Raw genomic sequence first — 22,445 nt, forward strand, 5'->3', positions numbered from 1 at the left:
ATATTGATTACAACCCTTTCGGAATGCTGCAGCCTAATCGTCACGGTTCCAGTGATAGTTACCGTTACGGCTTCCAAGGACAGGAAAAAGATGATGAAGTTAAGGGGGAAGGGAAATCTTATACAACGAATTTCAGACAATATGACCCGAGAATTGGTAGATGGTTTACTATTGACCCAGTAGCTAAAGCATGGGAAAGTCCATATGCTGCTTTTGGAAATAATCCAATTTACTACAAAGATGTATTGGGAGATGACCCAGTACCAGGAGAACAGATATATCTATATTTAGATGCACTAAGTCAATCTTCGGATTTATTGCAAATGCTAGCTTCAAGAATAGAGAGTCATGTAAATGCTATTCAAGAAGTAAATCAAGCAGTAGATGATTATTCTAAAAAAAGAATGATTGTTGATTTCCTAGGTAAGGGAATTGGAGATTTAATTAACGAAGCGATTTTCACTTATACTGATAATGAAATTCAAAAAATGTATGATGACGTAGTTGGTGCTACCGAAACATATATTGAAACTTATAAAAATGCTCTCGAATCTCACAAAAAATTTGAAAGTGCTTTTTCTGAATTTTTAGATACAGCTGATGAAATCGAATTTGAAAATGATGATGGAACATTTACTGTTTATAAAAAAATCTCTAGCACTTTAATTAATAATTCTGGAACGGATACAAAAAATAAATTACATAAAAATAATAATAAATATAAAGGACATCAAGGTGTATATGAAATAAAAATAAATGGGAAAGTCTATAAATATGGAAAAGCTGATATGACAAAAATGGCAAAGACAAAACTCCCAGTAAGATTACAAAGCCAAATCAGAAAGCTTCAAAAAAGATTTCCAAAAAGAAAAATAACTGGAAAAGTTATTTTTGAACAAACAGAAATCACAACTAAGAAAGTAAAAGAAGTAGAAGCTAAAAAAGTAGAAAAACATGTCAAAAAGTTTAAAAAATTTCCAAAAGGCAATATCTTTGAAAAGACACGTTCTAGACGATTTAAGAAAAAATTATGAAAATTGATTTAATTTCCATTTTAATAAACTCTGATATTGATTATGAGTTTCCTTATCAGATTGCAATGGCTTTTGATGAGAGGTTTAATGATAAATTTGAAATAGAATTTGATAAAGAACTTAACTTGAAATATATTAACTGGTTATTATCAATTAATTTATCTCATTCAAATGATGAAAAAGTATCTAATATTGCTGGACCAGACATTTCAAAAAGAGATAAGATTATTACTTATTCTATTTTCGTTGGTGATTTTATCTATATAGATGAAAAAACGACAACTTTATTTTTTATGGATAAATTTTTCAATCATATAAATGAAGTTTTGTTAGACATAAATGTTAGTGAAAAATTACTTAATAAGATTACTGATTTTGGTAATGTTTATATGAAAGATTTAAGCATTAACTATGATAAATACTTAAAGGAATATGAAGATACAGATGATTTATAAATTTCTTGCAATACTTCTATTATTAATGTCCTGTGTTGATGATCATACAAAGGATGATATAGAAGAAGAAAAAGTAATAATATTACAGGATAAAATAAAAACTATTGATGAAAACATCATTGAAATGAAGAACGATGCTAATGATTTGAAAAATCAAGCTGATGATTTGAAAAAAAAATTAGATAGTTTGTCAGAAATAATGAATAGTTCCATAGCTATTCCTCAGTAGATAAAAAGTTATTGTAATAATTTTAAAACAGGTATAACTTTTATGCTCGTTTTATGTTAATAAGTATTAGGTCTAATATTGATTTTAGGTGTAGCCTTCCCTGTGCATTAATGTATACTCGTTTTTGATTTAAATAGGCTGCCTATAATTGATAAAAGGTAGTCTTTTTATTCCAGGCGTTCTTTAATTTATTGATTACAACCCTTTCGGAATGCTGCAGCCTAATCGTCACGGTTCCAGTGATAGTTACCGTTACGGCTTCCAAGGACAGGAAAAAGATGATGAAGTTAAGGGGGAAGGAAATAGCTTAAATTATAAGTATAGGATGCACGACCCAAGAGTTGGACGTTTCTTTGCGGTTGACCCGTTGGCTTCAATATATCCATGGAATAGCCCTTATTCATTTAGTGAAAATAGGGTTATAGATGGTACTGAATTAGAAGGTTTGGAATTTAGTATTTCTAAAGCGACTGATGGTACAATATTTGTTAATGCTCATATTAATATTGTTAATGATTCTAGGTTATCAGATGAACTTGTTAACAAAATAATGAATGAAGTGAAAGGAAAATATAATGCCCTAATTGATACTGAATTAAAAAATGGTGGAAAATTAAAAGGTTGGTTTAGCTTTAAAGCTTTGAACAAAGTTCCTGAAAACAACTATTATATGAGAATATTTGATGATGGGAAGTTTCAAGAAGCTGTTGTTAAAGATATTAAAAAAGGGCTTGAACCATCTGAATTTAATGGTACAGGTGGAATGGTTAATGAAATTGGAGGTTCTTTTGCTTATATTAATGATTTAGGAGCACTTTTGTCTAATTATTTAGAAACTGATATCGCAAGTATACCAGATATATTTTTAATTGAAGAAATGTCTAATTCTATTTTGCATGAATTATTACATTTGGGAGGTTTAATACATCCTAGAGATATAGAAGTTCAAGGATATAACGGTAAAATATTTAAACAAGCTACTATATTACAAAGAATTGTTAAAAAAATTGATAATCTAGCTTTTCAAGCAGCTATGGGTAAAGAAATAGATAGACAGGAATTAGAAGAATTGAATAATATGCTTAATGCCAATATAATGACTGCACCCGCTTCAAGATTAGAATTAGGAAATGATTATGAAGATGAGGATATAGAAGGAGATTTATTTAATGAACAGATACAGCTTCTCGTTGATTTTGTTAATGAAAAATTTCATGGAAATAAAAAGAAAAGCAATGACACTGATAAAAGTTCAAATAAGCCAAGTTCTACTGATAACTAGTGTATTTATAATATCACTATCATTTAATAGGACATTTGCTCAATCTGAAAAAAGTTATAAAATCATCTATGACAAATCATTTAAATTGGATTCTGTTTTTTTGGCTAATTCAAACAAATCTTGCAAGGAAAAATATCTAAAAATAAAGTCTAATATAATAAAGATTTATTATGAATGTCCAATTATAATGGACAACGATAGTATTTCTTTAAAAATCAATGATAAGGTTTGTTTTGATAGCAACCCACTTATGCTAGCCAATTATGATTTCCCCAAATTATTGTGTGAAATTGAGGCAAATGTACTTGAAAAAGATAATTCTTTTGTTATAGAAATTTTTAATTACAAAATTAAAACAGACTTCTCTATTAGGGATTCTAGTAGTTATGAATCTGTAAATATTAAATTTATACCTAACAAAAATAATATTGAAAAAAGCTATTTTATTATTAAGTTAAGAAAATATGATATACACAAATTGAGCAAAATTAAGTATTGCTCTAACCTTATTGACAAACGAAGTAATGGTCTAAAATAATATAATGAGAGCTATCTAAATCGGATAGTCTTTTTTTGAGAAAAACAGGAGACAACTTAAACAGTTACGATATGATGGTAACGGTATAAAATAGTGGATGAGAAATTGTTCGAGTTTAGATTTCTGAAAATAAGTTAATTAAGTGTTAGTGAAATAAATATAATGGGGATTATTTAACCGTATCACGTTTCATTGTTGTGAGTATATTGGATTATTATAAAGAGTTTTATAAGATCTTCTATTTAGCTTAAATTTTAGTAACTGTCCAATTTACTATACACTTTATCTATTTCCTTGTCTATATAAGCTTGAGCATAATGCACATATCTGTTGAAAGAATTACTGGCATGACTATGACCACTTATTTTACGTACTAAATGTTCTGGCATTCCTAAAATGAGTAATGTGGTTATAGCAGTTCTTCTCATCATGTGAGAACTCATCTTGTCGCAAAAGCGTAATACTTTCTTACTTTGTTGTGTTTTGGTGACCAATTTGGCTTTTCCAAGCTTTTCTCTGGTCATTTCAATTGGGTCAATAAATTGTGCCTTTTCACCAACTTGTTTTAAGCTCCTGTTAAATATGAATAAAGATATTGGTTTGAAAATTGGTGCTTTTGCTGATTTTGGTTTGTACTTTTTATAAATTTCAATGGCGTATTGAGGGAGTTTTATAAAACTATAAGTTTTAGTTTTTTTAGATTTTACCTTTAAGTACCAATCGTCTTGTTGTTTCTCAAAATTTTTATTGGTAAGCAAAAATAGATCTGAAAAACGCAACCCAGTGCTACAGCCAAACACAAAAATATCCTTAACCCGCCTCATTGCGGGACTTAAACTGTTTTCAAAAGTTTTGTCATGTATTAAAAATTTTAATTGTTCCGGAGATAAGACCAGAATGTCAATCTGTTCTTTTCTAACATAAAACAAGCGATGATAATCCCCTGTATTAAAGTCTTTTTCATACTTTAAATAGTTAAAAAATGTACGTATTAATTTAATATTGGCTCCTACATAGTTATCATAACAACCTTTTTTATAAAGGTAATCGGTAAATTTTTTATAAAATTTTTTCCAATAATTCTTTTCAGAAAGACGTTCCCTTTTATTTAGTTTAGAAGCATCGCATATACGCAGTTCAAAACCGGTATCTGCACTAAATTTAACCAAGTTTTTTAATGCATATTTATAGTTGTCAATAGATCCTTGGGTGATTTTTTCACCATTTTTCTTTAGCCGTTTACCAGTCTCACTCTCACGAATAAATTTTTCAAATAAGGGAATTAATAAGGTTGTTTTTTTCATTTTGCCAAATTGAATTTACAATTCAGCAAATATAACTATAGAAAATATTTACAGATTTTAACCCTTGTCGATGTGAGTCAAAATACCTGAGAAAACAGCATGAGATATACAGATGCATTTTTGGAGGATGTTGAGATGGGATTGACTTATAACTGTAAAAGCTACCTTATTTCTAAAGTAGCTTTCTCTTTTTTTATTTACAATATTAGCACATAGACTAATTTAGATCGTTACTTTTACTAGTATTTTTCACAAAGAATAAACCATATACAATGAATATCCCACCTGTAATATACTTATATGAAGAAGGAATGAAGTTTGTATTATCAGTGTCAAAACCGAGCAATATGCAAATTATCCCGAAAAGTATAATCCACTTTTTTTTTCTATTCATTAACTTTAAAATTTAACTTTCATCACTTCTTTTATCTCTAAAAAAAAGAGTCAAACCATAAACAGATAAACCCAAACCAATAATTAAGACAAGCCATCCTAATATTTCTGGTTTATTAATGAATTTATTAGCTATTAAAAGAATGATTCCAATGATTAAATAATTGTTCCAATACTTAAAGTTTTTCATTATTTCATAAAATAAAATGCTTTTAGGGAAGGCTAAAACATTACTTAGCTATACTTAAAATATATAATACTTTATCATTGTGAAAGAATATTAATTCTTCATCAACAATACTAATTTTCGGATTGTTTTTTACTACCTCTTGATTGAAAATAAAATCTTCGCAATTAATAGCAAGCTTAAAGTGAAGTTTTTCTTTCCTTTTTTCAAAAAGAAACTTCATATCATTTTTTAACCTTAAAACTTTATTAACTTTGCCGTCATTGCAATTCCAATCATATTCATTACTCAAATCCATTTTACTTAATTTTAAAATTGCCCAGGGAGATTCAAGTTCAATTTTTTGCTCCGTAATAATTGTTTTTATGTTTTTCGAAAACAACCCTGATTCGTCTGATTCAAAATAATCAACCAAATAATATTTGTACTTATCAGATTCATTAATTGAGAAGTTTTGAAGAATTGAAGAATTAGTATCATTAACTATTATTTTTTCCTCATTAAGTTTAACATTAGAAAAGATTCTATCAATAATTACTAATGACTTTTTTTCAATATTGATATATATATAACCATCCACAGAAGGTATTTCGTCTAATGTAGCAACTTGTCCATTAGAAAAAGAACACATAATTGTAAAAAATAGAGCTAAATAGAATTTCATGTTTAAATAAAGTTTATTTGTATTTCTTAACACGTTTCGTGCCAACTTTAACTCTTTCGGTTTCAGAAGTAGTTATTTCTTCATTAACAGTTTCGTATGTAGTCAATACTCCTGTAACTCCGTAAGGTTTATTTGGGTCAATAGTGTAATTTATTTCATATTGGTCTAGAGGAACATTGTACTTTTGAAGCTCTTGAGACATATAATCAACTCTATCTTCTGCCAAATCAGTAGCATCATAGAATGGATTCCATCCTACCGAAGCATCAGGGTCAGATGACCTAACATTTACAGTAAGTTTAAGCCTGTTGCTAGGGTTAGTCTTTAATTTATCCAAAATAGGGTCTATTATTTCTCTAGCACCAGAATAATTTTTATAATGCGCTTCTCTATACTCAAAAGAAATATCTAAATTAATATTCTTTTTACTTTCGACTTCACGATTTCTAGTTACCGTTATTTCTCTATCTTCATACACATCTTCGGTAACCCAATAAGCTTCTTTTTCTACTGGTTTTGGTGCAGGTACAGGAGCTGGTACTGGTGTAGGCATAGGTGCAGTTGCTTTATTTGTTTTTAGCGTACTGGAAACTCTATAAGCCCTCCTTCCATTAATGCCCCATTTTTGCATCCTTCTATAAACTACAGTTTCGATTAGCTCAGCACTCCCTTCATACCCAGGTGTAATAACGACAGTAGACCCTGCATCAACATTAATAATTTTGCCATTTAGTGATATATCCATTTTTCCAAACTGTTGATTATTTCCATGTAATACAATAGTCTGTCTAATGTGCCTAGACCTAGTTACTCTAGCTTCTTCTAAACCATCTAAGTCGATTGCAATAATCGGTTTATTTCCAGCAAATTGATAAGGAGTGTAAAACGGAAATCCTTTAAACAAGGGGTCTGTGCTCAAAAATCTCGCAATTCGGGCATCATAAATCCTAAAACCATAATCATACTGAACACCTTCTCCTTTAATTTCATCATCTTTCTCTTTTCCATTATAACCATACCTATAGTTATCACTACTTCCGTGGCGGTTAGGTTGGAGCATTCCGAAAGGGTTGTAATCAATATATTAAAGAACGTCTAGCATAAAAATACTACTTTTTATCAATTTGTGATGGTCTATCTAAATCAAAAACGAGCATACATTAATGCACACTCGTTTTATTAAATCTATTATCTAAGAATTATCTTCTACACAAGCATTCGGAGCATTATTCTTTTCAGAAGAAGTACCGTTTTCCATAGTATCTTTACTTGAATATATTTGACTTGTTCCATAAATTAACCATTGGAGCCTTTAAATTGACAAATGGACTACCATTTATAGCCTCTAATCTGTCAAATTTAAAATAATCTCATGAGTTGGTTCATCAATTAATTTATTCTATTAGCCTTTTGTTTTAGTTTTGGAAGAATCAGCTCTTTATAACTATAGTTATAATCTTTTTTATTGTCAAAGTAAAACATTTGCAATCTTGAAAAAAAACTAGTATCACCATCTTCTATGGTTGTGCCTTTTATATTAAACTCAACCAAATAAGGTAGCTTTTCAATAAAACTCACACTTTTAATTTTCTGAGAACAGAAAATTAACGATAGTTTTCGTAGTCCTTTTATCTTTGATATATCTTGAAAATTTTCAATTTTTTTACAGTATTCCAAATGGATTTCTTTTAAGTTATCAATTTCCTTATTGATATTAATTTGGGATAACTTTTTAAGGTAGTATCCTTCAAATTTAGTGAGACTTTTTAATTTCTCAATTCCAGACAGCGAGGATATACTACTCTCATTTAAAGAAAGTATTTTCAATTTTTCCAACTTTTTAAAACACATTAAATCATCTTCCTTATAGCTCCATACTCTTAAAGATTTTAAATTCAAACATTCCGTAATGTTAGACCATTTACCATTCCAATCAACACTTAATGATTCTAAATTTGGAAAAATACTTAAATCAAAATTTGATATTGGATTTGAATTACTAGTTAAAACCCTTAGACTTTTTAAATGCTTTATTCCTTCTATGTCAATATCTCTGTCAGTGATAGATATTACTTCTATATTTGGACAAAACTCTAAAAAATTAACATCTTTCAAGCGATATCCCGAAATACTATTTATATCAAGATTTTTAATATCATTTTTATTTATATAATTTATATAATCGTTCATCTTTGAGGAATCTATTCTCAAGTATTCGTAATCCAAATCCTTATATCTCTCTACTTTCATAATATTTTATTAACCATCATTATTGCCATATTTTTTATCGTAATCATCTTTATATTTTCTATTACCTGGAGAATCCCTAAGGTTTCTATTATTAGGATTCTTGTAACCTCCAGGGTCATTATTGAGCCTTTTTGCTTCGTCAACAAATCCGTCTGCATTTGTATTCTTCGAAGACGGAGTCCAATCAAAATTAGTTATTGTATCTTCCGCATTCTTTGATTTTCTTGCTGAAGCAGAAATTGCCTCTTCAAAGTTTCCTTTACCATGATATTTAGTCCCATCTTTAAAAACCACAGTATAAGAACCCATCTCTTTAAGTTGTTCCTTTCCGTATTTTTCGACAAATTGTTCTTTAACCTGAGACCTTAATACTTTTTTAAATCCATGTTCAATTATATCAATTGGATCCATAATTACAGGAATTCCTGTTATAGATTCAATAGCATAATCCAAACTTTCTTCAGCGATAACTGTCAAAACAGTTTGTGTACCATATGCAGCTAATACTTCTAATCCTACCACAACTACAGCCGGAGCTGCCATCATAACGCCTACAATTTTTCCACCTTCTTCACCACTTAGGTTTCTATAACTATTATAAATTCTATTATAGTCTTCCCCTCTCGCATGCTTAAGAGCATCTCTAAAAACTACGTTGTTTTCAAAAAATAGCTTAGCCACTTGGTCACTACCTGGAGGATATTGCCTTACTATAGGAGAGCCAACTTGCAGACCGTTATTTTCAGGGTCATTAAAAATGTATTCAGTGAAAAAGAATCTATGGGGGGCACCGTTTCTTATCACATATATACTATTAGTTATAGCATCGTAATAATAATCATCATCACCTCCTTTATCTATGAGCATTATTGGACTATTACTAGCAAAATTATAGTTTCCTTGATGTGCCTTACTAACAGCGTCTAAACTCAACCATCTACCAATTCTAGGGTCATGGAATCTATTACCGTAATCATAACTATTCCCTTCTCCTTTAACCTCATCATCCTTCTCCTGACCTTGAAAACCGTAACGGTAGCTATCACTGGAACCGTGACGATTAGGCTGCAGCATTCCGAAAGGATAGTAATCATTATATGAAAGAACGTCTGGAGTAAAGATACCATTTTTCACCAATTTCTGGTCACTAATTACTGCCAAAACATTTCCTAAGTGATTGCTCAATTCATAACGCTTATCTCCTGCCAATCTAAAAAACTCTTCAACAGGGCCTACAGCAGGAATAGACGGGTTGCTGTTACTAGGATCTAGGTAGTCACTGTAGCCGTCACTATCGCTATCATCATCATATAGGATATTATTTGAATTAGGATCTTCTTCATAAGTGATATAGCCATCATTATCATCATCTGTATCTCTATAATCCAGATCATCCTCGCCATCGGTATTTCTATAATCGGCCGTAGGGTTGGTGTTTTCATTAACATAGCCATCATTAGGATCAACCCCTTCAAAAGCATTGTCCAGACCGTCATTATCCGTATCAACGTCAGAGGCCGTCGTATCCACTATCCCTAAGTTATTGGAGTTGCGTTCCACAATATCCAGTACCGTGTCGTTATCACTATCGGTATCCTCGTAATCGGGAAGAGTATCCCCATCAGTATTTACGAGTCCCTGTATACCTTCTCCACTTCCAGGTGCACTTTCATAGGCATCATCAAGACCATTTCTATTTCCATTACCATCTGGGGCATCTACACCAGAAGGCACAATATAATCAGCCGTAGTTTGGGCTTCTATGTTATCTGGGATGCCATCATTATCGCTATCCAAATCAAAATAATTCGGTACACCGTCATTGTCTAGATCACCATAACCTTCAACTGTATCTAAAATACCGTCATTGTCATCATCCACATCAATATCATCGGTTACACCATCGTTATCCCTATCCGGCGGAGTATTGGTGCAATAACTGGATACCCATCGTGTTTGATCCATGGGATCGCTGGCATCTGTGGTGTTAAGAGTTAAGGTATAATCGTTAGACATTGGATTTGTTCCGGGAACCGAAAAATTAAAATCCTGTTCACTTTGGTTGTTTAGTATATACGAGAAGGTACACATTTCAAAAGTCATGGTACCCCCAGGATTTACTCCTGGGATTCTGGATATACTTACTGTATGCGGTTCGGTGGTTATTGTTCTACTAACCGATAATTCTAGATTTTCATTATCAAGGAAGTAGGATAAGCCGTTTAACACTAAAGTAGCATCAAAATCGTAATAGCCATTGGAAATCACTTCAAAACTAATATCTGCAGCGAGATCTGAAATACCTTCGCTTAGCGGCAACGCCACTTTAGTGGTCCTGGTATAGATTTTCTCTTCGTTGGTAGTACTGTCAAAGTATAGAAAACGGTCTTCAATCACCATATTTGGTGCATATGTAGTCCCATCGCTATCTAAGTTTAAGAATATTCTCTTAACTCCAAAATGATCGATGGCTTCATCAAAATAGGACACTTGTGCCACGGCTTCTTCGCCTGTATGCAGACTGTCCAACTTAATTTTTGTGTCAATCTTTGCATTGTATTTCCAATTGTAATAGAATAAGTCGTTATCAGAGACCATGGTAGAATCTACCCAAGTACCATACAAGGTGCCATCAAATTTAAGTGCCGTTCCCGATGCCATGGATGCCATGGCCATTGACGAACTGGACGCCGTTTTTAAAAGTGGAGTCGATGCCTCTTTTGCACTGGATTGTGAAGCCTGGGCAACATTATTGAGCTCTAAATTCTCATAGTTCTGAAGCCCCAGACGACTGCTGCCGTATATCTGGTGTTCGTCCAATATGTAACTTCTCTGTGCCGCATCGTTGGCATTGAGCAAATTATAGACACTAAGCACATTGCCCTGTGCATCTCGGATGTAGATTGTTTCTTTGTCCTCTAAACTGCTGTACTTGGACAGGCGGTTACCCAAGCCATCATAGGTAAAGCTAATTTCATCTCCAGAAGATTTGGTTACCTTTTCTACCTTACCATCCACGCGCCAGTCAATATTGCTTATGCCTTCATCCAAGTCCTGTGTCAATTGCCCTATTTCGTCATAGATATAATCGTTGATATGGTTGTCTACGTCAATATTGGTAAATTTATTATTGGGTATCATATCATTGACGATACGAAGCTTATTGGTAGGGTCTCCATTGGCTTTGGTATAATAGGTATAGGTCAATTCATCCATATCCTTTATAGAGTTACCGGTATCCCTGGCATTTCTGTAGAGGGTCAAAATATTACCGTTTCTATCGTAGGAATAATTGGAATGGATACCCGTTATATTTGGAGCTTCCCCAGTACTTAAGCCTTCAAAATTATTCATTGCGGTAATCCGATTAAGCTGATCGTAACCATATTGATTATAAGAAACAACCAAAGGATTTTCGCTAAGATCCATTAAAGCCGTACTCATACCTCTGATATTTCCATTGAAAAGCCCCAGTGTAGCACCGTTAAATGTATCGGTTGTATTAAATGGATTTGTGGTACGAGAAACATAGTCGTTCGTAAAATAGGATAATGCATAAGCAAAAGCATCTCTGGCTACACTATTTTTAACGCCATCACCGCCTAAATCTGTTAGATTCAATGCATGGTTGTTCACACCTTTAAGCCAACCTTGTAGAGTATAAACATAGTCCATGCCCTGCACCTTTTTATCACCTACTAATACACGGGCAAGCGGACCATGCTCATAGTATTGATAATTAGCATCTTTTTCCCATATAATGTCATCGTTGGATGTATAGACATTGATGATCCTGTTATCGGCATCATATTCGTAACGATGGATAAACTGGTCTACCTCTCCTTTTTGGTAGGTTACTCTATTGACGTTACCGCTAATAAGATCATAGTCATACTGTACTTTTTTATAGTGTTGCCCTATAGCAGATAATCTTGAATCGTTTATTTCGGTTATCATTTCATTGACATTACCGTGAATGTCATAATTATAATATATGGCATTGGCAAAGGAAGATAACGGACTTGTAGCATTATAGCTGTCAAAATACAATACCGCGGTGACCCTGTTTCGGTCATTGTCGCTCTGATAGTTTTCGAAAAGGGACTCCTTGCCCAAAACCATGTTGTCGTAGCTAGTTTTTGTGACTTGATTCCGATCGTTTATGGTTATATTCTCCGGATAAAGGAGATCATTGACTTCATCTACTGCTAATCCATCGCTTATACGTATTAATACGCCAGTATCCGAAATGGTAAAGTCTGTGTCCAAAACCATTTCACCCGCTTCAATAATTCTACCCAATTCGTCGTACCTAGTATAGCTCATAACACTATTTGAGATATTGGCTTCTTGTCTCGCATTTTGAGAAGCGATGATTCGCCCTAATTTATCATAGGCAAACCGCGTTATACCGCCATCTGGTGTTTCTTGCCAAACGAGTTGGTTAAGGGAGTTGTACCGGTATTGTGTTTTTAATTTATGATCTGGTAATATTCTGATACTGCTTGTTGGATCAAAGTTGCTTTCATTATCCGGGTTGGTATCGCGACTAATGTTAACTTCATTAACAATATTATTGATGCCACCATCGCTGATGTTATCTCCCAAACGGTAAACGCCTTCGGGAGATACGGTCTGTGTTAAATTACCGGCCTGGTCATAATAATACAGCGTATATTGATATTCCTTATCAGGCCTAGTGTTTGTAAAAGTTTCAATGGCACTATTTAAGGCTTGGTTAATATAAGCTTCCCTAAATTCCGCTTTTTTGAATTCGATGTATTGTTCATAGAGAACATTTTTATAGGTCTCTTCAATATTGGCCACAAACTCATGGCATGGGTAAACCAAATCGTTGGGATCAATTTCCAAAGATTCGGTAAACAGTGGAGCCGGTAAACAAATACCAGGGATTTTATCCAGGTATATGGTTTCAATATAGGCACGCCAGGAATATAGGTCAGTGCCTCCGGGATTATCCATTAGATATTGATGGTAGTCATCTATGGCGCTTTTCATACCCAAGAACCCTTGGTTTAGGGCAGAAGTGGCAAATTCACTAATGGTAATAAAATTAGGGTCATCAATGGTAGCTACCTCAAAATGAGGTGGGAGCGGATTCTGACTGTTATTATAATGGTTGTCTAAATAATATAAATAATCATCCACAGAATATTGGTAATTCATTTGGCAAAAGAACTCCTGTGTCATAAAGCTTGGTACGGTATAACCCAGTACCGAAATGTCATTTATAAAAGTATTGTACTTTTCATCACAACTCACAGGTGCTACGGTTTGTACGATACATTCCGCACAGCCTGGATTGATTACGTTTTCTGGCTGGCTTTCATAAAACACAACTTGATAAATAAGATCATCATTTTTTCCCAAGGTATTGTTAGTAGAGCTTCCAAGGCTTAATATGTGGCCAAAAGCACCATAACCCGTAAAAATGGTTGGCAATGTGGACACTTTTAGTTTTGTGTTGAAGTCGAGTTGCACACCATTTTCGAAATTATATATGTGAGTGTCATTCCAAGTCCCATAATACAATCCGTCCATAAGAATTCTTGTATAGTTAGGGTATCCTGGGTCTGAAGCGTCCTGAATCCAATTATCATTATTAGGGGGGCCATTATTAAATATACTTAGAAGAAGGTCTCCATCGCCTTTAACTTGTGAAGCGCCAGTGATACTTTGGATAGGAAAATTTTGTCCCAAGCCATTTATGTTATAGTTTAAAAAGTCCAATTCATATTTAGCATGAAATTGTGGGTTCCACACATTTCCTTCATTATGCCTTCCCTTTAAAAAGTCATAGTTCATTACAGAACGGTCACCTAGTAATCTATAATCGTAATAATAACCCACATCCAGAGATCCATCTTCTGTCGAAAACACTTCTACTCCATCATCGGAAGTAATCGTTAAGGTAGAAGGGTTTACCTGAGAATTATAGAACATATCCAAATCCACAAAGCCATCATGCAGAGCCTCTATATCAATATCATAATCAAATTCAAGGTCTTCGCCTAATCGATATCCTACGGTTTGTGGTGTAAAAACCAAGGAACTCACCCGTTTTACATTAGCAATAGTGTCCTTATGGACAATGGCTACTTGTAGGGAAAAATTGGTTGCGGCTCCTACCAAACAGCAGTTAAGACCACCATCAAGAAATGAATTGCTATGTGAAATTGTAGAGATTGTAGGTGATGCTAAATTTGCTAAGTAGCTGACATCACCTCCATATATGTTGCCCTGGGTATCCTGTTCAAAAGTTATGTCCGTGAACAGTTCAGGGGCAATGGTTCTTAAATCTATAGTATCCAATATAAATATAGGTGTCGTATTTCTCCTTAGGGTATAGGTGTCGATACCATCAAACTCCCAGGTCATGACATCATCCGCTAAATCAAGACCAAAGAAATTTACCAAAAAGTCGTTATAGTATAAATCCGTTAGAATTTGGTTGTTTCCTGCGGTACCATTGAATATATCGAACGGTTCGGCAGGGCCATAGTCATGCAGAAAATCTATAGTCCCAAAATTTTCGCTGGTCTGTCTTAAAAAATTCAATAGATCCACCACGGCATACCTAAATTCGGTCAGGTCCGTACAACCCCATTTACTACCTAAATTAGGATCAACATCGGGGTTCAGGGACTGGCCAACAACGCCACTACCTACACCACATTCACCAATGGCCGCACAGGTTGTCCCATTAAAAACGGCTTCGTAGGTATTTCCAGGTGACGTTTCTATGGTTGCGAGTATTTGAAAATCGAAGGTTGCAGGCATGACGGTATTATCGTACGAATCCGGCACGTAATACACCTTGTTCATGCTCACTATTTTCCAAGGACCGTAATTGTTGAAATCTTCTCCATTACTATGCAATGTAATAGCACAGGTTTCTCCATTCTCTTCAAGGGTATCTTGATCATTACTATCCCTCACACTTATTTCAATTTCGGTATTAGAAATAATATTTGCTTTTAAAATAATATTGTCAACAGGCTCTATGGGAGCATTGGTCATTGGATCGTTCTCTGTAACTCCACCAAGTGCCTCATAAAAATCAGCTGTTAAGTATTCGGCATTTATAATGCCATTAGAATTAAAGATCGTTCCAGAGGTGCCACTATTTTGATCCTTAAACAGGCCATCCAAAAATATTTGCAGATCGAGTGCAAGCGGACAGTTACCAGTCTCTGACCAATATAAGTAGTCGGTATCCGACTCTAACTCTTCAACCAATGCAATACCGTCCTTGCTGGAGTCGTATAGTTGGTCAAAGGGGATAAAACGCCTTTCTTTTAGTTTGTATAGGTTCTCATGGTCATTGCAATACCCGTTTGAAAAGCTCGATCGTTGACCAGATATATAGGCAAAAAAGCCAAGGTATTCCTTTAAAACGAATTCAAAACGCTGATTTTCACCAGCTTCTATACACTCGTTTAGGCAGCCGTTCTGCCCAGCATAAAGATTGGAAAACACATAGGCTATTTTTTGTTTGGTACTTAAATAAAACAATCTGTACCGTTCCCAAAACGCATCCTTTTCTTCCGTGTTCAGGGTATTTATGGCCTGAGACAGGGATAATGTACCGGGCGTATAGCAATTATACAGTTCTGGATTGCCACATTTGGCGAACATATAGGCCACTTCCCATAAAACGGCACCGTTTAGGTCATCGCCCTCATAATTTACTGTTAAGGCATGCTCTATGATTTCCTGTCTTTTTAAGTAATAGGCATTGCTTTCGGTGCTATAGTCTATTTTGAAGAAAGGGTCTTGATCAGATAAGGTTGTTTCTAGGCTGAATAAGCCGGCAGTATTTGCATCATTATAGGTTTCAAGACCATTTAAATAGTTATCATACGAAGTAGAACTCTGTCCATTAAAGGTTTGTGTGCATAGTTCGGTAAAATAATCCAAATAGCATTTCTCAGGATGGTAAACCAGTAATGATTTAGCCCAACTGTTACGCCATTCGGCTTCAAAATCCTCATGGTGGAGAAGGTGATTGGGCAATACCAAAATGTTGCCTTCACTGTCGGGTGTGGCCGTGTCATAGCCCTGACCAGTTGCCAATTCATCTATTTCTGGATCGTAGGTGCGCGTACCAATATCATCTATGGTTACCTGTACCTTCACATAGGCTATATTGCCAAAGTCATCCGTATAGGGTACAGATGGATTTTGCCAAACATAGCTACCATCACCAAAGTTAGTATCAGGCAGTACACTATTTGGATTATAGATACTCAATTTATCATCTACGATATTGTCCTCATTAATATCTGGGTCAAAATCCCTGATATTTCCATCATCATCCGCAATTTCCGTGGTAGTAAGGGTAACCGCGTATTGTTCACCTGGAAAGAAATCCTGTAAAAGGCGTTGTTCATTAATATTACATGAAAAGTCCAGTTGTTCCGCAGACTCACATAGTTGGTTACAAGCATCAAAGAATACTTGCCATTCGTTTTCGAAGATCAAGGTATAAGCTGCAATTTCCTGACTGGTCAAAGCACCACCTTTTTCATCGGCCTTGTCGCTCAACCCTTCAGCAACATAATTGGACTGCGTTCCTAAACTATCCTCACATTCCTGACAAGTTGCAAAACAACCCGAAAATTCACCAGGGGTCCTAACAAAATCCTCAATGGTAAGGTCACAATCCCCGGAAGATAAATAGCTATCGATATAACCTTCCAAAGTCTCTTGGTCTACCGTTAGCGATTTGTTAATGGTGTACGGTCCTTGGGGAAGGGTGGTATTGAAGTTTCGCTGGAACGATGATTGTACCAGCCCGTTATAAGCACCGCCATTGGAGACATCATTACCACAACAATCTTCAAGGCTTATTCCTAATTCGTAAACAAATGGATAGGTTACGCCACAAAATGTGAAATTTTGGTTATTTAAAAAATTGTAATCAAAAGTATAAGGTGCATCTGCTCCTGCAACCACAAATTGGGAATAAAAATTTAAACCATCATTAAGTGATCCGTAATTTCCTGAACTAAATCGAACGTTGTTATCAAGATCGGTATCAAAATCATTCGGGTCTACTTTGTTCAACAGGTCTTCCTGAATGGTGTTATGTAGGAAGCTGTTATCTTCATCCTCAAGACCGCTAAGTGCAGCTGGATTGTCACCTGCCAAAGCCGTTGCTATAGTCCGCCCTTGTGGATCTATATAACTTACACTGACCTGACCGTTGGGATCGACCACCAAATTCTTTTTATAGTGTTTTTTGTAGCCTACTTTATACCCAAACAATCTGTTTAGCTCCAATTGTGAGGGCGTACCATAGTAGTATTTCATTTCGTGCCCCGAACCAAGTTTATGGAAAGAACCTACACCGCTTTTTCTACTGATTCTTCCTGTATTATCTGGAGTATATTCAATTTGTGAAAACGGATAAAAGTCGGCATCGGGTACATAATCCTGCCAGTTGTTTGTAATCGTATTGTTATTTGAATAATACTTACTCGCTCCTGATTCCTTGGCCATTCCATTTAACAGTGTGTTGCATAGTGAATCGCTATCCCAATCGAAATCCAAATGGCTATAAATCTCTCGGGTTTCTACCGGGTCTGTATTTAGGTTGAATCGATCATAATGTTTAATGGCGGATAATCCCGATGGTACAGGAAGTACTTCAACGGCGGGACGGCCTTGCGTATCGTAGATGACCTCACCAACTATGGCATTGTTGTCACTATTGATCTTAGTGACCGTTTGCCGGTTTCTCAATGTTCCATCAAAATAGCTGACCACTTCTTTCTTTTTTCCTTCCTCGGCATAGCTTGCCTGAAATTGCCAGTTTTTGTTTTCTTCATGTGAATAGGTCCTTGCTTTGTGGGGCCAGTCGCTAACTGTACTTTTAATGTTGTCATTGCTAGTCCACTTACCGTATAGTGTTTTGATCTGTTTTTCGGTGGGTGTCATGGGATCGGTATAGAATGTTTTGGCCAAGGGTCTCATCCTGTATACCACATAACCATTGGCATAAACCAATGGAATTCTATATAAGGTATCACGGGTTCTAATACGCGTGCTGTTTATCCTATAATCCAGATCACTAAGGCATATATTACTTTGCGCTTCAAGAATGTTGCTGGATATGGTGGAATAATTATCGACCCAAGTCCATTCCAGATCATATTCCTCGGCACCGACTATGGATGACCAATTAAATTCCAATTCATCGGCATCAACACCAGAGCTTTGTACGGTTTCTGAATTGTCACTGTTTATTTTTATGAATTGATGCTCCAATTCAGGTAACTGAACGGTTAAATTATATAGTCTGGTATTTTTATAGATGAGTTCCAGATAAACATTTCCGGGATTGTTACTAGGTAAAATGGTTCCTGTATTGGTGTCTTCAACCGTTACCGCTAACACATTGATGTTTACTTTTTGAATACCGTTTAATTTTTGAATTGCCAAATCTTTCACATTCCCGGTAGTTCCCAAGGGGTCATACTCGATATCCATGGAGAGGTTATAGGTGTCGGTAATGGCATTCGTGGTCATATTGTAAGTCTGTACCTCCAGAAGTGCAGTATACTTAAAGGCAAATGGACTGGCAGGTATAATATCATCTTCAATGCCCAAATGTATTTCAACGGCCGTGTTGTCGATACTGCTGTTTGGTGCAAAATAATTGGGATCCTCAATGCCAACACTTGCTCCAACATTCATGTTTGTAGCTTCATTGGGACCAATTTTAGAATAAAATTGTTCGTTTTGGGAATGTCCAAACAAGGTGGCAAAAGCCAACAATATTACGGTGAATTTATACTTTTCCATCTGTAAAAGTTTATGTATTGTTTTAAAAATTGATTAATAGATTAGTTTAAAATGGAGGTTTTACCATCCAAATGTTAAGGACTGCATGTCCTAAAAGCTAATTATTCACTGGAGGTGGCGTATTTATAATAAGTCCCCCTTTTTTTCTTTTAGCTAAAATTTCCTTCGTAGGGAAATGGGATTTGTCCTTAATAGTAATCTTATCTATTAATGCCGTTTCTGTATCGATCTCATAGTAAAAACTAATCATTAAATGTATTTCACCAGTATCGTCCATATAAACACATTTATTAATGAAATGGTCCTTTGTTTTTGAATTGATGTTTTTTAATTCAGTTTTGTGTTGACACCCCAGATAATTGGATATGGCCTTTTCCAGTTGTAGCTCAATGGATTCTGAAGGTACCCTAAACAGGTCAAGGGCCTGTTCCAAATTGTCGGATTTAATATCGGATATGGCATCCTGTGTTACAGAAATGCAATCACTCATGGAGATTTGCCCCCATGCAGTTTGTATAAATAATAGCATAAATAGGAATAACGGCCTCATATTGTTTAATTTATTGATATTGTTTTTGTTTGCGCATTTATTATTTTATAACCACTAATTCTTGGACTAGGGATATATTGATTGTCTATTAATTGAACATAGGTGTTTACATCGAACGTATCCTTGGGAAGTTCGGTTTTGGATCGTTTTGAAAACGCTATTTCTAAACGTTGGGGTTCATTGAAGGGATTGCCATTGTTGTCCTTATACAATATAGGATCTGATAAGTACAGGATTTGCCGGAGTAATCGGTAATCCTTTTTCGAAATATGGATAATGTATTTCGAATATGGGCTATCATTTGTTATTGGGTCTAGAATACATTCCCAAAACCCTTCATGGTCTATAACCTGTTGGGCATTAAAATGTTCAAGCAATTTTGATGTTATCCGAACATTAAACAGGTTTTCGTTAAACGTTGGGTTACTTATTACCACTGCCTTTTCTGGATTGCTTATTTTTAGTGTCAGTAACGGACTGAAAATGAATTCGGTCGGCCCAATTTTCGAATAATAGGTGTCTTTCTTTTTAGCACTTACACCGGACATCTTTTCAATAACCTCATTATCGGTGTGACTTTTAAAAAGTGTATAGGTCATTTTATTATGAAACTCGGTATTTGAGTCTAGCTGGGTTTCACAGGAAGCCAAAATACGTTCCACGGTTTGGCAATAGCCGTTATTATAGAGCGAAAGGAATAATATGGATAATATAAAAAGTCTCATGATCGATCAATTGTGTGTTTTGGTATTGGAAGAACGGGTTTCCTGAATGGTCATAACGCCCTTAACGGTTTCTTTTTTCACCCGAACCAGGCCGCCCTCATTGTCATACTCATAGAACGTACTGTAATTGTTTTCATCCAGTTCGGCCATGAGCCTGTAGGTTTCAGGGTCATAAACAAATGATTTCATATTACCATTGATGGTATGTACTCTTACATCATCAAAATATACGGGCAATTTGTCATCTAAATTGATTAGGTTTAGATTAAAGTACACCGTCTGTGCAGGAATTGTGAATTCTGCAATGATGCGTTGCCATCCTTCTATAATATCACCATTTGGTGTTAGCCTTACAGGAGTATTTATAATGTCGTTATTGGCATCGGAAAACACCAGATCTATCACGGCATTGGAATAGGTCATTACCTGATCGTCATGCTCTTCTTTTACCCAAGCTCCCAACCAATACGTTTCTCCGGGAATAGGACTAAAGGAATCACAGGATTCGCAGGCCTCATTGGGGTTGTTGCAATCTTCAACATCTATAAAAAGGGTCGATTCGTTTAAAACACACGTACCTGTTGTCCCTGTATCGGGCAGGCCATAGGTAACCCTATAATGTCCCGGTTCATTGTAAGTATAGGATATGGAGTCGGTATCGAAAAATGTTGCCAGCGGGGTTCCGTTATTATTATCGTAGACGGTCCAAAAGTAATCACCAAAACCTCCGATAGAATTGAACTGTATTTCCTCACCAACACAGGTTCTGACATCTGAAGCCGTTATTTGGACACTGCCACCAGCATTACCACAGGAGGCCTCAAAATAGGCATATCCTGAATGTCCACCGAGACCACAATCACCAACTTCAGCAACAACGGTAACTTCATCACCTACATTGACAAATTTTAAAAGGTCTAGGGAATTCTCCTCCCATTGCTTAATAAACATGGATCTGCCATTGGCACCGGAATTAATGAAATCAAAAACCCGACTGTCCCCAAAAATCAAATATTCAGAACATTCAATCTTAGCACCGTTAATTTCCAAATAAACCGTAAAATAAGGTTTATCATGGATTTTAATTACATGGGCTGGATTTGGAGGACTGCTTTCATTGCATTGGTATTCAATGTCTTCGTTTTCAGGGTTTTCAAAGCTGATATGCCCACAGGTTCCGGTATCTTCTAAAACTACGGCGTAGTTATAGGTAAAAATGTGGTTGTCATTTGAAACAATAAAGGTCTGTTCAATACGTTCATCACGCCACCTCACACAATCGTTCCCGATTTTCAGGGCATAATCCCCCTGGATTTGGGATAGGTCTATACCATATTCATCAACATTGGGGATATTTCCGGGAAGTATTTTGGGCACAATTTCAAAGCGTAGGTCTTCACATAGCTCCAATCTGGGAATGGTATCAATAGGATATACATAGTTTGGTATATCCAATAATGATAAAACAGAAATTGTATCAATGGTGATGGAGTCAGCTTCTAAAACGACTACATCATATACATTATAGGCTGCATCGTCAAAAATAGAATCATTAGTACAGGTTCCACCAATATTGTAGTTTACTATATAACCACCTTCTTGTGAGTATCCATCATAAAACCCTGTTTTTCTACACCAACCGTTGAAGGTGCCGTCTTCAAATCCCATGTTCACACAGGAATCGTTAGCAACCAATGCCGAAGACTTTGCTAGCGTTAGGCTACTTTTTTGGGCTATGGCCGTACTTTCATTTTCAGAGGTAGATTCTAAACTGGTTTTTAATTTTCTTAAATGAGATTTATAAAAGGCCAAACGCTTTTTTTGTATCAATTCATCGATTTTGTTCTGATCGAACCCTTCATCTGAATAAGCTTTCCTTAAATAGTCTTCATTAAACCCCAATTGAGCATCGCTAACGGTTTCCTGTGCTTTAACCTCAAAGGATACTGCTAGAATAAAGAAAAGATGTATTATCGTTTTATTAGAAATCATGGCGTATATATT

At 35.1% G+C, this 22,445-nt stretch carries 15 protein-coding genes; 5 read left to right on the top strand and 10 right to left on the bottom strand.

Annotated features, from left to right (window positions below; translation table 11 throughout):
• From DFQ02_RS12845 to DFQ02_RS12865, 5 genes are all read left to right on the top strand, one after another.
• The coding region (locus tag DFQ02_RS12845; protein ID WP_116524852.1) for an RHS repeat domain-containing protein at positions 1-1,034 on the top strand (1,034 nt) is incomplete at its 5' end.
• Positions 1,031-1,489, top strand: a complete 459-nt coding sequence (locus DFQ02_RS12850; protein ID WP_116524853.1) for a hypothetical protein — start codon at positions 1,031-1,033, stop codon at positions 1,487-1,489. The genes DFQ02_RS12845 and DFQ02_RS12850, both read left to right, overlap by 4 nt.
• A gap of 25 nt (positions 1,490-1,514) precedes the next feature.
• On the top strand, positions 1,515-1,718 hold the full coding sequence (locus DFQ02_RS12855) for a hypothetical protein (RefSeq protein ID WP_147297775.1): 204 nt from the start codon (positions 1,515-1,517) through the stop codon (positions 1,716-1,718).
• Between the two features lie 190 nt (positions 1,719-1,908).
• Positions 1,909-3,000, top strand: coding sequence for an RHS repeat domain-containing protein (locus DFQ02_RS12860; RefSeq protein WP_262510834.1), 1,092 nt, complete (start codon positions 1,909-1,911; stop codon positions 2,998-3,000).
• A 187-nt stretch (positions 3,001-3,187) separates the two neighbouring features.
• Entirely contained in the window at positions 3,188-3,538 is a 351-nt protein-coding gene (locus tag DFQ02_RS12865; protein WP_116524856.1) for a hypothetical protein, read from the top strand.
• Between the two features lie 254 nt (positions 3,539-3,792).
• Here the strand turns inward: DFQ02_RS12865 and DFQ02_RS12870 are convergent, their stop codons facing one another.
• The 10 genes from DFQ02_RS12870 to DFQ02_RS12910 form a co-directional block, all read right to left on the bottom strand.
• A complete protein-coding gene (locus DFQ02_RS12870) occupies positions 3,793-4,842 on the bottom strand; it encodes a tyrosine-type recombinase/integrase (protein ID WP_116524857.1) in 1,050 nt (349 codons plus the stop codon).
• A gap of 406 nt (positions 4,843-5,248) precedes the next feature.
• A complete protein-coding gene (locus DFQ02_RS15230; RefSeq protein WP_181896421.1) occupies positions 5,249-5,425 on the bottom strand; it encodes a hypothetical protein in 177 nt (58 codons plus the stop codon).
• A 40-nt stretch (positions 5,426-5,465) separates the two neighbouring features.
• Complete coding sequence (locus DFQ02_RS12875) at positions 5,466-6,086, bottom strand: hypothetical protein (protein WP_147297776.1); 621 nt, start codon at positions 6,084-6,086, stop codon at positions 5,466-5,468.
• Between the two features lie 13 nt (positions 6,087-6,099).
• Positions 6,100-7,167 carry an RHS repeat-associated core domain-containing protein gene (locus DFQ02_RS12880; RefSeq protein ID WP_262510835.1) on the bottom strand — a complete coding sequence of 356 codons (1,068 nt, stop codon included), beginning with the start codon at positions 7,165-7,167 and terminating at the stop codon, positions 6,100-6,102.
• Positions 7,168-7,278: 111 nt separating this feature from the next.
• Entirely contained in the window at positions 7,279-7,383 is a 105-nt protein-coding gene (locus DFQ02_RS15460) for a DUF1508 domain-containing protein (RefSeq protein WP_116524972.1), read from the bottom strand.
• Between the two features lie 92 nt (positions 7,384-7,475).
• On the bottom strand, positions 7,476-8,336 hold the full coding sequence (locus DFQ02_RS12890) for a leucine-rich repeat domain-containing protein (protein ID WP_147297777.1): 861 nt from the start codon (positions 8,334-8,336) through the stop codon (positions 7,476-7,478).
• Positions 8,337-8,345: 9 nt separating this feature from the next.
• On the bottom strand, positions 8,346-19,166 hold the full coding sequence (locus tag DFQ02_RS12895) for an RHS repeat-associated core domain-containing protein (protein WP_116524861.1): 10,821 nt from the start codon (positions 19,164-19,166) through the stop codon (positions 8,346-8,348).
• Between the two features lie 97 nt (positions 19,167-19,263).
• Positions 19,264-19,716 (bottom strand): hypothetical protein, encoded by a 453-nt coding sequence (locus DFQ02_RS12900; RefSeq protein WP_147297778.1) that lies wholly within the window; start codon positions 19,714-19,716, stop codon positions 19,264-19,266.
• Between the two features lie 5 nt (positions 19,717-19,721).
• Positions 19,722-20,441, bottom strand: a complete 720-nt coding sequence (locus tag DFQ02_RS12905; RefSeq protein WP_147297779.1) for a hypothetical protein — start codon at positions 20,439-20,441, stop codon at positions 19,722-19,724.
• Positions 20,442-20,447: 6 nt separating this feature from the next.
• Positions 20,448-22,433, bottom strand: coding sequence for a hypothetical protein (locus tag DFQ02_RS12910; protein ID WP_116524864.1), 1,986 nt, complete (start codon positions 22,431-22,433; stop codon positions 20,448-20,450).
• Between the last annotated feature and the right edge of the window lie 12 nt (positions 22,434-22,445).

Origin of the sequence: Seonamhaeicola aphaedonensis, from assembly GCF_003386195.1 — a bacterium.
In the GTDB taxonomy this organism is placed as follows: domain Bacteria; phylum Bacteroidota; class Bacteroidia; order Flavobacteriales; family Flavobacteriaceae; genus Seonamhaeicola; species Seonamhaeicola aphaedonensis.